Annotated in this window: 9 protein-coding genes; 5 read left to right on the top strand and 4 right to left on the bottom strand. The window is 68.4% G+C overall.

Going from position 1 to position 14,106, the window contains the following annotated elements; translation table 11 throughout:
- Nucleotides 1–29: 29 nt before the first annotated feature.
- The gene (locus tag ELQ90_RS15050) at nt 30–3,173 is read right to left on the bottom strand and encodes a glycosyltransferase (protein ID WP_166409108.1); all 3,144 of its coding nucleotides are present in this window, start codon (nt 3,171–3,173) and stop codon (nt 30–32) included.
- A 127-nt stretch (nt 3,174–3,300) separates the two neighbouring features.
- Here ELQ90_RS15050 and ELQ90_RS15045 point away from each other — a divergent pair, with 127 nt between their 5' ends.
- Complete coding sequence (locus ELQ90_RS15045) at nt 3,301–4,620, top strand: rhamnosyltransferase WsaF family glycosyltransferase (RefSeq protein WP_208020677.1); 1,320 nt, start codon at nt 3,301–3,303, stop codon at nt 4,618–4,620.
- Nucleotides 4,621–4,675: 55 nt separating this feature from the next.
- Here the strand turns inward: ELQ90_RS15045 and ELQ90_RS15040 are convergent, their stop codons facing one another.
- The 3 genes from ELQ90_RS15040 to ELQ90_RS15030 all read right to left on the bottom strand — a co-directional run bounded on the left by ELQ90_RS15040 (nt 4,676) and on the right by ELQ90_RS15030 (nt 8,984).
- Nucleotides 4,676–7,354, bottom strand: a complete 2,679-nt coding sequence (locus ELQ90_RS15040) for a hypothetical protein (protein WP_128496112.1) — start codon at nt 7,352–7,354, stop codon at nt 4,676–4,678.
- A gap of 71 nt (nt 7,355–7,425) precedes the next feature.
- Nucleotides 7,426–8,169 carry an ABC transporter ATP-binding protein gene (locus ELQ90_RS15035; protein ID WP_128496111.1) on the bottom strand — a complete coding sequence of 248 codons (744 nt, stop codon included), beginning with the start codon at nt 8,167–8,169 and terminating at the stop codon, nt 7,426–7,428.
- Nucleotides 8,166–8,984, bottom strand: coding sequence for an ABC transporter permease (locus ELQ90_RS15030; protein WP_128496110.1), 819 nt, complete (start codon nt 8,982–8,984; stop codon nt 8,166–8,168). The genes ELQ90_RS15035 and ELQ90_RS15030 overlap by 4 nt, the downstream gene beginning before the upstream one ends.
- Nucleotides 8,985–9,101: 117 nt before the next feature.
- Here ELQ90_RS15030 and ELQ90_RS15025 point away from each other — a divergent pair, with 117 nt between their 5' ends.
- The 4 genes from ELQ90_RS15025 to ELQ90_RS15010 are packed head-to-tail and all read left to right on the top strand — an operon-like array spanning nt 9,102 to nt 14,037.
- Nucleotides 9,102–10,226 (top strand): glycosyltransferase family 4 protein, encoded by a 1,125-nt coding sequence (locus ELQ90_RS15025; protein WP_243696207.1) that lies wholly within the window; start codon nt 9,102–9,104, stop codon nt 10,224–10,226.
- On the top strand, nt 10,223–11,083 hold the full coding sequence (locus tag ELQ90_RS15020) for a glycosyltransferase family 2 protein (protein ID WP_128496108.1): 861 nt from the start codon (nt 10,223–10,225) through the stop codon (nt 11,081–11,083). The genes ELQ90_RS15025 and ELQ90_RS15020 overlap by 4 nt, the downstream gene beginning before the upstream one ends.
- A gap of 42 nt (nt 11,084–11,125) precedes the next feature.
- Nucleotides 11,126–12,466: a glycosyltransferase family 4 protein gene (locus tag ELQ90_RS15015; protein ID WP_166409106.1), complete on the top strand. Its 1,341-nt coding sequence runs from the start codon at nt 11,126–11,128 to the stop codon at nt 12,464–12,466.
- Nucleotides 12,463–14,037, top strand: a complete 1,575-nt coding sequence (locus ELQ90_RS15010; protein WP_128496106.1) for a glycosyltransferase family 2 protein — start codon at nt 12,463–12,465, stop codon at nt 14,035–14,037. The genes ELQ90_RS15015 and ELQ90_RS15010 overlap by 4 nt, the downstream gene beginning before the upstream one ends.
- Nucleotides 14,038–14,106 lie beyond the last annotated feature (69 nt).

Below are 14,106 nucleotides of genomic sequence, written 5' to 3'. Positions count from 1 at the left end.
CGAAACGGCGTCGGCGCGCTCCCTCCCGCTCAGGACGAGGCGTCGGGGTGGGTGTCCCGCCACGCGTAGACGTCGTTCACGAGCGTGTGCGCTCGCGCGTCGAAGGAGTGCTCCGCGCGAACGCGTCGTGACGCCTCCTGCAGCACGTTCTCGGGGACGAGCGACTCGGCGTCCCGCAGAGCGTCGCGGGTCTCCTCGACCGAATCCGCCGTGATCACGGCGGACCCGAAGATCTCGTCGATGCCGTCGACGCGGTCCGACAACAAACGGGCCCCGGCGGCGACGCCGTCGAACAGCCGGTTGGAGAGGAAACCCCACTCGGCCATGTCGCCGTGGTGGTCGTTCAGGACCACCCGAGCCGAGCGGTACATCGCCGGAGCGTCGACGCGATCGAGGGTCTCGCCGGCGATCAGGTCCTCGCCGATGAACTCCTCCCAGCCGTGGCCGTAGACGGTGGGCTCGAAGCCCGCCTCGATCGTGTTCTTGACGATCGGACGGAACACCTTCCGCGGAGTGCCGACGAACAGGATGTCGGGCCCCGAGCCCGGACGAGCGACATCGGGATGGAAACGCGAGGCGTCCGTCGCCTGGAGCAGCGGCCGCACCTCGTGGCCGTGGGCCTCCGTCGCATGGGCGGCCCAGCGCGTGCTCGCCGCATAGATCAGGTCGTTGGCGGAGAACTCCCGGTGCTTGACCCGCGTCGGGTGACTGATCACCCAGAGCACGTTGGTCGCGCCCTGCTGCCGCGGCACCGTCGCGAGGCCGCGGATCGTGAGGACGACGTCGTCGAACGAGGACGTCGGCCGCTTGTGGGCGCCGAGGCGGTCGATCACGACCTCCTGGCCCAGCTCGCGCAGCGCTCTCGCGACGTCGTCGGCGAAGAAGGTGTCGCCCCACACGTCGCCGCGGTGCTCGGCGGGCGAGGCGATCTTGATGGCCCATCGCAGGCTCGGGCGCCCCGCGAACTCCCCGTCCTCCACGAGTCGCTCGATGCGCTCGTACAGGGGCCGGAGGTACTCGGGCGGCGGTTCCGTGGCGAGCGGCTCCTCCTCGTAACCGGTGATCCGGAAGCCGGCGGACGCGAACCGCTCGTCGAGCTCGTCCGGTACCGCGTCGCCCCATCGATCCGTGAAGCGCGGTCCGTTCGCGACGGCGCGGCCGGCGAGCCACTTCCGGCTCTCGCCGCGGAACCCGACGAGGGACTCCGGAACGATGACCGCGGCGGGGAGGCCGCCGTCGCGAGCGCGCAGACAGAGGTCGACGTCGTCGAACGCGCTCTGGAACGTGGGGTCGTAACCGGTGAGAGCCGCGAACCGGTCCGAGCGCACGAGGATGGCTCCACCGCCCACCGCGTGGAAGCGCGTCGGCAGCATACGGAGGAGGTCCTCGCGCGGGTGGTCCGTGAGGAACGGGATCGGGAGCGTCCGCGCTCCCCCGAAGACGAAACCGGCGTGGTGGAGCGAGTCGCCCGGAGCGAGCAGCAGAGGCTGCGCCGCGAAGACCGACTCGTCCGCCACAGCGTCGAGGAGAGGCGGAAGCCATCCGGGTCGCGGCGTCGCCGTGCGCTCGAGGAACACGACGTACTCCCCTGTCGTCGAGGCGAAGCCCAGGTTGTTGGCGAGAGCCGCGCGGAGCGGGGACGGTCGCGAGATGACGCGCACGCGCTCGTCGCGGGCGAAGCGGAGGGCGATGGTTGCGAGCACCTCGCGTGAGGATCCGCTGTCGACGACGACGACCTCGACGTCGAGCCCGTGCGACGACGCGAGGACCTGGTCGACGGCGAGGAGTGGAGCCTCCCACTGTCCCGTGGTGGGGATGACGACGGAGATGCGTCCGGCCACCCGCTCCGGCACGGAGGCCTTGACCGCGTCCCAGTCGAGGAGGTTCTTCCCGAGCACGACGTCACGCCAGTGCGGCGACTCGCTCGTCGTGATGCGGTCGAGGGCGTCGTCGCGGTGGTCGTACCGGACGCCGATGAAGGGGAGGTACGTGACGCGGTCGGTCACCTGGAAGAGGCGGAGGAAGAGGTCGTAGTCGACCCAGCGCCGGAGGCTCTCGTCGAATCCGCCGACCTGCTCGACGAGGTCGGCCTTCACGACGAGCGTGTTCATGTCGATGAAGCTGTTGCCGTTGATGAGGTGCTCTCGCGTACCCGACATGCCGAGGTAGCCATGCTTCTTCCCGCCCCGATCGAGCTCGACGGCGGCGTACGTGAGATCGGCGCGGCCCGACGCCACCTCCGAGTAGGAGACCGAGAGGAAGTGCGGAGTCCAGACGTTGTCGGAGTCGAGGAACGCGAGCACTTCCGCACGGGCCTCCGCGACGCCGAGATTGCGGGCGGCCGAGACGCCGCGGTGCTCGCCGCGCACGAGCCGGATGCGGTCGTCGCGCTTCGCGAACGCCTCGATGACATCGCGCGTGGAATCCGTCGAGCCGTCGTCGACGACGACGAGCTCCCACGCGTCGAAGTCCTGGGCGAGGACGGACTCGATCGAGCGCCCCACCACTCCCTCGCGGTTGTAGACCGGCATGACGATCGACACGAGCGCGCGTGCATCCGACGGCCGCGTGACGGCCCGACCCAGGCGGTCGGAGATGAAGCGGCGCTCGGCACGCTGGTTCCACTGCGCCGACACGCGCGGTCGCGTCAGCTCTCCGCTGGCGGCGTGCCGGCGCGCGAGCTCGGTCGCGAGACGGATGCCCTCGTCCCGCGTGATCGGTCCGGCGGTGCCCTCCGGAAGCGGGAGGAGCGTCGACGATGTGGCCGACCGGAGGAAGCCAGCCACGCGGTCCGCGAGATGCCGCGGATTGGCCGGAGGTGTCACGCTCGCGAGGTCGAGGAGCGGGCCGACCGAGATGACGGCGGCCGTCGGGTCGAGGAGCGTCAGGAGCCAATCGCGTCCGTCCGAGCGGCTCGAGATCCATCGTGGCTCGATGAGCGGGTGCGGCGCGATCTCGTTGCCGTAGTCGAGCAGGGTGTCGACGGCCTGCGCGACCGTGCGGACGCGGCGTCCCGTCTCAGCGCCGACGAAGGCCGGATCGACGAGCCCGAGCTGGGCGATCTGTCGCAGTTTGAGGCGGCGGCGCTCGCGGCGCAGCGGCGAGATGACGGCACGATCGATTACCGGAAGACGCCGTACAGCGGCGCGGGCGACAGCCCGTACTGCGACCATGGAGAAAACCTTTGCGGTTGAGTGACGCGAGCTCGGTGGCTGCTGCATCCAGCGGCCTCTCCGACGACACAGACTAACAAATTAGGATGAGGTCATTCCGACCGTCGCATCACCGAAAGGTCCCAGCATGCCCCCTCGCCCTCTTCAGATCGTCACGGACATGGCCAAGCTGAACCTGACGTACCTGAGGTCGGCGGACTTCCGCGCGCGCGTCCTCAAGGCTCACGGGAAGACGACGGACAACATCGCGCTCGACAAGGTCGGCCTGAACGAGACGGAGTTGGCTCCCGCAGAGGCGCGAGTGTTCGCCGGGCTGAACGACTCGACGCTCGGGCTCAGTACGTTCACCCCGTCGACAGCGACGCCGACGCACGTCAACCTCGTGCTGCCCGAGTTCCGTACCCACACGGTGTTCGCGGGTGTCACCACGGCGATCTGGGCGGCCATCGGGCTCGGTAAGCGGCTCGGTCTGCCCGTCCGCGTCATCGCCATGGCCCGCAACCAGGACACGCCCGACATCGAGAAGGGCCGCGAGTTCCTCCGCGAGAACTTCGACCTCGACGCCGAGATCATCCTGCGCGCCGGAATCCCGAAGACCCGTTTCAATCCGCAGGACCGCTGGATCGCCACGCACTGGACCACGGCCCACGCGCTCGACGTGGCGGCGCACGCCGGACTCGTCGACCCCGCGTCGGTCGTCTACCTCATTCAGGACTACGAGCCCGGGTTCGCCCCGTGGTCGACCTCGTACACGACGGCACGCTCCACCTACCACGCCGGATTCGTCCCCCTCGTGAACTCCCGTCCCCTGCTCCAGCACCTCGAGACGGTCGAGAGCGTCGGCATCGACGAGCGACACGTCTTCGCGCCGGCCTTCGACCTCGCCCAGCTCGAGGAGGTCGCGCGACGCCGCTCGCGCTCCGAGCGCACGACCGTGCTCTTCTACGGTCGGCCGTCGAAACCGCGGAACCTCTTCCACCTCGGCGTCACCGCGATGCGACAGGCCGTCCGCCTCCTCGGTGACGACGCCGCGAGCGTCGACTTCGTCTCGGCGGGCGAGAAGCACCGTGCGATCGACCTCGGTTCGGGACGCAGCCTCTCGCCTCTCGGACGGATGGCGTGGGACGACTACTTCGCCTTCCTCCCGACAGCGAACGTCGTGCTGTCGCTGCAGATGAGCCCCCACCCGAGCCATCCGCCGCTCGAGTCGGCGATCTCGGGCGCGCACGTCGTCACGAACGATTTCTTCGGAACACGCGTCGGCGTGCACGAGCGCATCGCCGCGGTTCCCGAATCCCCCGACACCCTGGGCGAGGCTCTCGCGCAAGCCGTCCGGCTCGAGCGATCGTCGGGTCCCGGGGGCTACGCCCCGATCGCGGCGGCCGACATCGGAGGAGAGCTCGATTCGGCCCTCGACGCGATCGCTCCCCTGATCACGCGGGACTGAACGGACGACGGCCGGTGGAGGGGTAGCCCCTCGCACCGGCCGTCGGACGAACGCCTCAGCGCACCGTCACCGATTTACACGCCAGCTTCCAGTTCTTCCCGGCCCCGACGTTGATGCCGTAGGCGCAGACCTCGTGGGTGCCCTTAGACATCGGCAGGACGGCGGAGAAGCCGTGAGCCGCTCCCCACTTCGGGTAGACCGCACCGACGTCAGGACGGTTGACGTTGGCGAACGTGGACGCCGTCATCTTCCCGTCGACGTACAAGTGCACGTCGATGGGAGACGCCGTGTCGAAGTCGATCGCCCACCCGGTGACCGTCGCGCCTCCCGTTGTCGGCGTGACCGAATTGATCCGGCCGTCTGGGACACCGCCGGGAACGACGACCACGCGACAGGCCTTGAACTGCGCGTTCTTGCCGGCCTTCACGTTGATGCCGTACACGCAGACGGAGTGCTGCCCGGGCGTCGCCGCCACGCGCTTCGAGAAGCCGTGGTCGGCACCGTGAGCGGGGTAGACCCCTGCGACGTCGGGGCGTGACTCTGCCGCCTTCGTCGTCGACACGTGCTTGCCGTCGACGTAGATGTGCACGTCGATCGGCGATGCCGTGTCGGGATCGATGGCCCACCCGACGGCATCGAATCCGCCGGGCGCCGGCGAGACGGAATCGAGGCGCCCGTCGGGGCTGGGCCCCCACTTCTCACACGTCGCGTTGACGTTCGAGCCGGGACCGACGTTGACGGCCGTGAGGCAGAAGTCCGCCGTCGCCGCTCCGAGCGGAACGAAGATCGTGAATCCCTGGCCGCCGTACATCGGCCACTTCGCGGAGCGCGCGGCGTGCGGACGGTTGGCCGTCGTGGTGGCGAGGACCTGCCCCGACGAGGTGACGGCGCGAACGGTCGCGGGCGTCGTGGAGTCGGGCTCCATCGCGTATCCGGTGTACGTGTACCCCGTCGCCGAGCGGACGCGTGACTCGATCGCGATCTGCGGGAGTCCCGTCGGCGTCAGGAAGGTGCGGCACTTGAGGGTGACCGAGCTCCCCGCACCCTGGTTGACCGCGCGGACGCAGACCTCCTGCTTACCCGAGCCGATCGGCCCCTCCATCGAGAACCCGTGCTTCGCCCCGTAGGCCGGGTACGTCGCACCGACGTCGGGTCGGGACGTCGCCGCCGTCTGCTTCGCGACGACGGTCCCGTTGACGAGGAGCTCGACGACGACGCCAGCGGCCGTCTGCCGATCGATGGACCACCCGGTCACTCGAACCGACGTCGGCCCCTCGTTGACCGCTTCGACCTTACCGATCGGGCTGTCCCCGAAGACCGTCACGGTGCGACAGCCGAGGGACTTGTCCTTACCGACGAGGACGTTGACGACGGTGAGACACAACTCTCCCGTCGACGCAGGCAGGGCGACGAGGCCGGAGAAGCCGCGGTTCGTCCCGTAGCTCGGGTAGCCCGTGTCGATACCCGACGAGGACGTGTTCGCCGTCAACGTTCCCACCCGCTGTCCGCGGTACTGCACCGCGACAGTCGCCGGTGCGAGCGTGTCCGGGTCGAGCGCCCAGCCCGTGAGACGGACGCCGCCGGGCTCGACCTGGGCCAGTGTGAACCCGCCGACGGGCGGACCCGACATCGGGCTCACGGTGCGGCAGTCGATGAGCGCGTTCCGTCCACCGCCGACGCTGATCCCGTAGACGCACACCTCGGTCGATCCCGGCGGCAGGTTGAGCCGGAGATCGAAGCCGTGAGCGTTGCCGTAGCCGGGGAAGGCCGAGCCGACGTCGGGCCGCGAGACGTTCGCCGCCGCCGACCGGTAGAAGCTGCCGTTGACGTAGACGTGGACGTCGATCGACGCCGCGCTGTCCCGATCGAGGGCCCACCCGATCATCCTCACGAGGCCCGGCTCGACGCTCGTCGAGTTGATCCGACCCTCGGGGGACGCCGCGGTCGTCGCTCCGAACCAGTCCGAGAACTTCACGAAGAAGTTGCGGTTGCCGTAGGACGAGCACGAGTTGCCCGTTCCGTACGGGTTCGCAAGTGCGGCGGCGTTCGGGCGGTACGGCGTGTAGTTGTAGAGGCTCGCCGTCGCCTGATTGCGGATGTAGACGGTCGACGATCCGCACGAGGCGTTGGGGTGCCACTGGATCGAGTTGTTCTGGCCGGCGCGGTAGCGGAACGACGACGGCGAGGTCGCGTAGACCTTCATCTGGTACGCCGCCATGTACACCTGGTTGAAGAAGCCGTAGTAGCGCGTGTCGCACGGCGCCGTGTCGGGGCACGCGTAGCCCATCGCGATCTTGTACCGGGACGCCGATGGCGCCGTGGCGGTCACGAGACCCTGCTCCTTCTCGAGCATGACGAGCAGGACCTGCGGGTTGATGCCGCACGAGACGGCGACGTTCTTGATGATGTTGGCGACGTTCTCGCTGCTCCGGGCCGTGTAGCCGTTGCAGCGGCCCGCGACGGCGTCACGCTGACTCGTCGCCATCCGGTAGCTCTTCAGGCAGTTCGTCGTGCACTTGGCACCCTTCGCCTGAAGGAAATCGTTGATCTGGACGTTGGTCATCGACCCGGAGTCGTAGAACCGCTCGTCGCTGATGATGTATCCCGCATCGAAGCCGTCCGTCACGAGCGCCTTGGCGGACGTCGGTGCGACGAGGGCCGCGAGCGGCACGAGAACCGTGAGCACGAGTGCCCAGACGGCGAGGGACGCAATGCGTCGCGATCTGGCTTCCACGGTTCTCCCTCAGCCGTGTGGCGAGCCGAGTGCGAACCGGCCCTACGTAGCCGCGGCGCAGAACCCCGCGATCATCGATCTCCCTTATCGATATCTGCAGTGTAGGCCTTCATGACACTCTGGGCATCGCCCACCTGCACGAGGGAACCGTTGTCGAGCCACGCGGCGTGGTCGCACATGTCGCGGATATTCCCCATCGAGTGGGTCACCAGGATGACCGTTTTCCCGGCTCGGCGGAACTCCGCGAACTTCTCCTTGCACTTCGCCTGGAAGGCCGCGTCACCCACCGCGAGGATCTCGTCGACGACGAGCACATCGGGGTCGACGTTGATCGCCACACTGAAGCCCAGCCGCACGTACATGCCGGAGGAGTAGTTCTTCACGGGCTGGTCGATGAACTTCCGGACACCGCTGAAGTCGACGATCTCGTCGAACTTCTTGTCGACGTCCTTGCGGCTCATCCCGAGGATCGAGCCGTTCAGATAGACGTTCTCGCGACCCGACAGTTCGGGGTGGAAACCGGACCCCACCTCGAGGAGCGAGGCGACCTTCCCGCGCGAGGAGATGGACCCCGAATTGGGGTAGAGGATCTTCGCCAGACACTTCAGCAGAGTGGACTTCCCGGAACCGTTCCGGCCGACGAGACCGAAGGTCGATCCCTCCGGGACCTCGAACGAGACGTCCTTGAGCGCCCAGAAGTCCTCGTGCACCGAACGGCGGCCGCGCATGAACGCGGTCTTCAGCGAGTCGTTCTTCTCCTTGTAGAGACGGAACTTCTTCGACACGTCATCGACGACGACGGCGGCTTCACTCATAGCAACTCGGCCAATCTCTTCTCGCTCCGCTTGAACACCAGGAAGCCGATCGTGAACATCGCGACGGTCCACGCGACGCAGACGAGCGAGTCGCCCAGGTCGGGCCACCGGTTGTCGTAGAGCAGTTCTCGGAAGACGGAGACGAAGCGCTCCATCGGGTTGAGCCTGTAGACGTCGAGGATCCACTGGCCGTGGACCTCGGCCTGGTCCTCGACGAGGTGCAGGGGGTAGATGATCGGGGTCAGGTACATCCACATCTGCAACGCGATCGATGTGAAGTGCTGGAGGTCCCGGAAGTAGACGTTCCCGATCGCGAGCAGCATCGCGAGTCCGAGCGCGAACAGCGCGAGCAGGACCATGAAGAGCACGGCGACGGGGACCCAGATGAGGGGCATGCCTCCGAAGACCGTGAGGGCGACGACGAGCACGCCCATCTCGATCGCCCACGTGTACCCGACCGACCCGGCGACCGAGAACGGCAAGTGCATGCGGGGGAAGTAGACCTTCTTGATGAGGCCGGCGTTGCCGATGACCGACGACATGCCGCCCGTGACCACGCGGGTGAAGAACAGCCACGGCAGTAGGCCCGTCATGAGCCAGAGCGGGTAGATGTCGAGCCCGCTGGGGTCGCCGACGGAGGGCCGTGCGCGGAAGATGAAGGAGAAGACGAGCGTGTAGACGAGCATCGTCGCGAGCGGGTTGATGAGCGACCACAACTGCCCGAGGACGGTTCGACGGTACTTCCCCTTCACGTCGCGCATCGTGAGGTTGTAGAAGAGCTCGCGGCTTGCGAAAAGCTCTGAGAGGTAGGTCATCCGGTGCTTTCGGGAAGGTACGCGGAGGAGAATTCCTCCGCGTCTCGACTAGAATCTAAACATTTGTGCGGGCAATCCGCCGAATCAGACGAGGTGGGTCGCGGGAGGATGCAGAGCGTGCACGTACTCCTCGACGGTACCGCAATCCCCGATGAACTCGGCGGAGTGGGCAGGTACCTCGAAGGCGTCACACCGGAACTTCGCGGCGATGGCGTGCGCGTCACCGTCGTGACCCGCCGGTCCCTCGCGGCCTCGACCTTCACCTCCGGCCGCGGTTACGGACGGGTCGTCGTGGGCGACCGCTTCGCGCACCCTCTCATGCGGATGCTCTGGGAGCAGTTCCGACTCCCCCGGATCGCGAGAGCCCTCGGCGCCGATGTCATCCACTCACCGCACTACACCTTCCCTCTCCTCTCCCGGTCGCGCAGCGTCGTCACGGTGCACGACGCGACCTTCTTCACGCTCCCGGCCGACCACTCGGTCGTGAAGCGGTGGTTCTTCCGGGCATGGACGCTGCTCGGCGCCCGCCGGGCGGACGTACTCGTCGCACCGAGCGCCGCGACCTTCGACGAACTGGCGCCGTTCGCGCCCGTCGAGACGGGGCGAGCCGTCGTCGCTCATCACGGAGTCGACCTCGAGACCTTCCGGCCGCCGACGGACGACGCCGTCGCCGATTTCCGCCGCGGCCTCGGTCTGCCGGAATCGGGCTGGATCGCCTTCCTCGGAACGCTCGAGCCTCGGAAGAACGTCCCGGCCCTCATCGACGCCTACGTCGAGCGTTTCGCCGGCACGACAGATCCGCCCGCCCTCGTCCTCGCCGGCGCGCGCGGCTGGGACACCACGATCGACGACCACCTGTCGCGCGTCCCCGACGACCTGACGGTCGTGCTCCCCGGCTACCTCCCCCGGGAAGAACTGCACGTCCTCCTCGGCGGCGCCCTCACCGTCGTGTACCCGAGTCGGGGCGAGGGCTTCGGCCTCCCCGTGCTCGAAGCGATGGCCTCGGGCGCGAGCGTCATCACCACTCGGGAGTCGTCGCTTCCCGAGGTCGGCGGCGACGCCGTCGTCTACGCGGGCACCGATGTCTCCTCGATCGGCGAGGCGATCTCGACGATCGTGGCCGACACGGACGCTCGCGCGCGCCGATCCGACGCGGCTCGCGAGCGCGCGGCCGGATTCACGTGGGCGGCGAGCGCTGCGGCGCATCGGGACGCCTACCGGCGAGCGGCGGCACGACGATGACGCGCGCTTCGGTGCTCGTCGTCACCGTCACCTACAACTCCGGCGACCACCTCACGGCCTTCCTCGACTCCCTCGAGAGGGCGTCGACGCACGACCTGCGCGTCGTCATCAGCGACAACGGCTCCACGGACGGAGCGCCTGCGCGCGAGGCCGAGCGCCGCGGGCAGGCCGTCCATGTGCTCGAGAACAACGCCAACCTCGGCTACGGCCGCGCGGCCAATCGCGCCGCCGAAGGAGCCGACGAGGACTGGATCCTCATCGTGAACCCCGACGTCGTCATGCACGACGGCGCGATCGACGCACTCATCGAAGCCGCGTCGACGCGGCCGGACATCGGTGTCGTCGGACCCCGCATCCTCGACGCCGACGGCAGCACCTATCCCTCCGCCCGCCCCCTGCCGCGCCTCTTCCTCGGCATCGGCCACGGCGTGCTGTCGACGGTCGCGCCGAACAACCCGTGGTCCCGGCGGTACCGCCCCACCAATCTCGCCACGGTGGACGAACCCTTCGACACCGGCTGGTTGTCCGGCGCGTGCCTCCTCGTCCGTCGTTCCGTCTTCCAGCGGATCGGCGGCTTCGACGACGCGTTCTTCATGTACTTCGAGGACGTCGACCTCGGCCGACGGATCGGCGAGGCCGGGTTCCGCTGCCGCTACGTGCCCGCGTCCGTCGTGACGCATGTGGGAGCGCACTCGACCTCGCACGCATCGACCGCCATGGTCCGGGCGCACCACCGCAGCGCCTACACCTACGTCTCGCGGGTCTATCCGGGCGTCGTCTGGGCCCCGCTCCGGTGGGCCCTCCGCGCCGGACTCGCGGTGAGGGCGCGGCTCGCGACGCGATCCCCGGGCTCCTGACAGGGCTGCACCCTAGAATCAGTCGTTGTGCTCGTCTATTTCGTGAATCACAGTACGGCTCCCATCAACCTCGGCGGCGCCGAGCGTTCCCTCATCCAGCTCGTTCAGGACTGGTACGACCGCGATCCGGACTTCGAGGCTGTCTTCATCACGAAGCACCCGCGCGGCCAGTTCATCAAGGCGATCGAGGAGAAGGGCTGGGCGTTCAAGTCCTACCGCTACCGCGGATGGACGATCCCCCAGGTCGACGCCCCCCTCGCCGAGAAGACCTACTTCGCACGCGAGGACTATGCGTCGACGCAGCAGATCATCTCCTTCATGGAGGATCGGCGACCCGACCTCGTCGTGACGAACTCGATCGTCGCCCCGTGGGGGGCATTCGCCGCGAAGGTCCTCGGCATCCCGCACGCGTGGTTCGTGCGCGAGTACGGCGACCTCGACCACGGCCTCGCCTTCCAGATCGGTCGTGAACGCACGTTCCGCGACATCGGGCTGCTCTCAGAGGCCGTCTTCTCCAACTCGATCGCGGTGCGCGATCACATCGCGCAGTACATGGACGACAAGCCGATCCAGGTCGTCTACCCCAAAGTCGACGTCTCCTCGCTCGCGGAGAAGGCGGCCGCCGAACCGGATCGTGCTCCCTTCGGCACCGACCCCGGACTCAAGATCGCCGTCGTGGGTCGTCTGTCGGACACGAAGGGCCAGTGGCGCGTAGTCGATGCGATCGGAGCTCTCGACAAGCGCGGCATCCGTGCGAGCGCCTGCCTCATCGGCTCCTGGACGGACCCGGACTACGACGTGCGGCTCATGGCGCGGGCGCGAGCGGCGGGAGTCGCCGACCGCATCACGATCGTCGGCGAGCAGGAGAATCCGTTCCCGTTCGTCGCCGCAGCCGACGTGTGCGTGACGGCCTCGAGTATCGAGGCGTTCGGCCGGACGACCCTCGAGTACATGCTCCTGTCGAAGCCCGCCATCGTGTCGGTCGACGGCGGGGGCGCAGAACTCGTCGCCGACGGCGAGACCGGCGCCCTGTTCACGCCCGACGACCCGGAGACGCTCGTCGAGGCAATCGCCGGCTACGCCGGTGATCCCGGGAAGGTGCTGGCCCACGGTGCGGCCGCTCGCGAGCGGGCGATCCGCATGACCGAGCACGAGTACAGCAACGATGCGGCCATCGACACGCTCACGCGACTCATCGGAGGGCCCGCGTACAAGCTGCCCGAGATCGCGCGGTACTGGTTCGCCCTCCCGGGTCTCTACTCGGAGATGATGAAGACGGGCGGGCAGACGACCGTGCGCTTCGTCGCCACCCGGGTCAAGGGACGGTTGCGCAACCTCGCCAAACGGCCCATCGCCGTCGTCCGACGGGTGGTCGGACGATGAGCGCCGCGGTGAGCCGGCCGGTCACGATCGTCGTCCCGGTCTACGGCGACCTCCCGACTCTGCTCGACTGCGTCGACTCGGTCATCGCGAACGTCGACCTCTCCCGTCACTCCCTCCTCCTCGTCAACGACGTGGGACCCGAGGCCGACGAGATCGAACGCGCGCTCCTCTCCCGCATCGAGGGCGTCGCCGGCGCACGGTACGAGCGCAACGCCCGCAACCTGGGCTTCGTCGGAAACTGCAACAGAGCGGTGACGGAGCTCGACGCGACCGACAACGACATCCTGCTCCTCAACAGCGACACGGTCACGACCCCGGGGTTCCTCGAGGAGATGTCCGAGGTGCTGCACGCGTCGGACACCCACGGTGTCGTGTGCGCCCGGAGCAACAACGCGACGATCGCGAGCATCCCCCACTACTTGCGAGTGCCGAAGACGCCGCGGGCGATGGAGCGCAGCGCCGCCGTCCACGAGCACCTGCGTGACGACCTGCGGCGCTTCAGCATCTCCCCCGTCGCCATGGGGTTCTGCTTCCTCATCCGTCGCGAGCTCATCAGGGCGCACGGCCTCTTCGACGAGATCTATGCGCCCGGCTACGGCGAGGAGAACGACTTCTGCCTGCGGGTGAACGCGCACGGGTACACGTCCCTCATCGCCAACCGCGCTCTCGTCTTCCACGCCGGCGCGAAGAGCTTCGAGGGCGAGAAGCGGATGGCGCTCCGGTCGGCGCACGAGAAGATCGTCGTCTCCCGCTACCCCTTCTACACCGATGCGGTGCAGCAGTACCTGTGGCGAGACATCGACCCCGTCGACCACTTCGCAGACGCCATGCTGCCGGGCGACGACGTGCCCACCGTGTTCATCGACGTGGACTCGCTCGACGGATCGCGACTGCCTGATGCCGCCGTCCAGTTCCTGGAGGCCGCCCGCGTGCGCGCCTCGGCCTCGGTCGCGCGTTTCACCGTCTCCGTCCCCGACGCGGCGGCCCCGGCGGCGGCCTCGCGTTTCCGCGGCATCACGGTCGTCCCGCACTCGCAGTTCCGGTCGCTCCACGACATCGGGATCGCGATCGGGTCGCCGGACTCCTCCGCCGCCCAGCTGCTCCGACTCAATCGGAGCGCGCTCCGGTGGGTCTACGTCAACGCCGAACCGGAGCACTTGCGTCGGTGGGACAAGCGCGACGCGCGCGGCGAGTCGCGCACGGCGGTGCTCGACCTCATCTCGAGCGCCGACGTCATCGTCGGCGGATCCGAGCGCGCCAACGCGGAACTCGTCGACTACCTCACCGCGACGCCCGTCGCGACCTCCGCATCGTGGTCCGTGATCGAGGGCCTCGGCCCCGACCGGCTCATCGAATCGCTCATCGGCGAGTGGTGGACTCGCGAGGTCGACATCGCGGGCCTCCGGGACCGGTGGTTCCGCTTCGCCCGTCCGTCCGCGGGGAAGGCGGAGACGACCCCGACGGAGCCGCGGCTCACGCAATGGGCGCGGCGCGCCCAGTCGATCGCGCCGGGACCGACGTCGCTCGCCCGCCGCGTCGTCAACGGTGTGCGCCGGCGTCTCGGTCGCTGATCACGTCGTCCTGGAGAACGGCAAGAGCCGCCCGCACTCTCGTGCGGGCGGCTCTTGCCGTTTTCCGTC

It is taken from the genome of Labedella phragmitis (assembly GCF_004078635.1).
In the GTDB taxonomy this organism is placed as follows: Bacteria; Actinomycetota; Actinomycetes; order Actinomycetales; family Microbacteriaceae; genus Labedella; species Labedella phragmitis.
This window is presented reverse-complemented; position numbering and strand designations above follow the sequence as displayed.

Coding starts and splice junctions, on each gene's coding strand:
- ELQ90_RS15035 (WP_128496111.1), bottom strand. CDS start 8,169: ATGAGTGAAGCCGCCGTCGTCGTCGATGACGTGTCGAAGAAGTTCCGT.
- ELQ90_RS15030 (WP_128496110.1), bottom strand. CDS start 8,984: ATGACCTACCTCTCAGAGCTTTTCGCAAGCCGCGAGCTCTTCTACAAC.
- ELQ90_RS15010 (WP_128496106.1), top strand. CDS start 12,463: ATGAGCGCCGCGGTGAGCCGGCCGGTCACGATCGTCGTCCCGGTCTAC.
- ELQ90_RS15050 (WP_166409108.1), bottom strand. CDS start 3,173: ATGGTCGCAGTACGGGCTGTCGCCCGCGCCGCTGTACGGCGTCTTCCG.
- ELQ90_RS15045 (WP_208020677.1), top strand. CDS start 3,301: ATGCCCCCTCGCCCTCTTCAGATCGTCACGGACATGGCCAAGCTGAAC.
- ELQ90_RS15020 (WP_128496108.1), top strand. CDS start 10,223: ATGACGCGCGCTTCGGTGCTCGTCGTCACCGTCACCTACAACTCCGGC.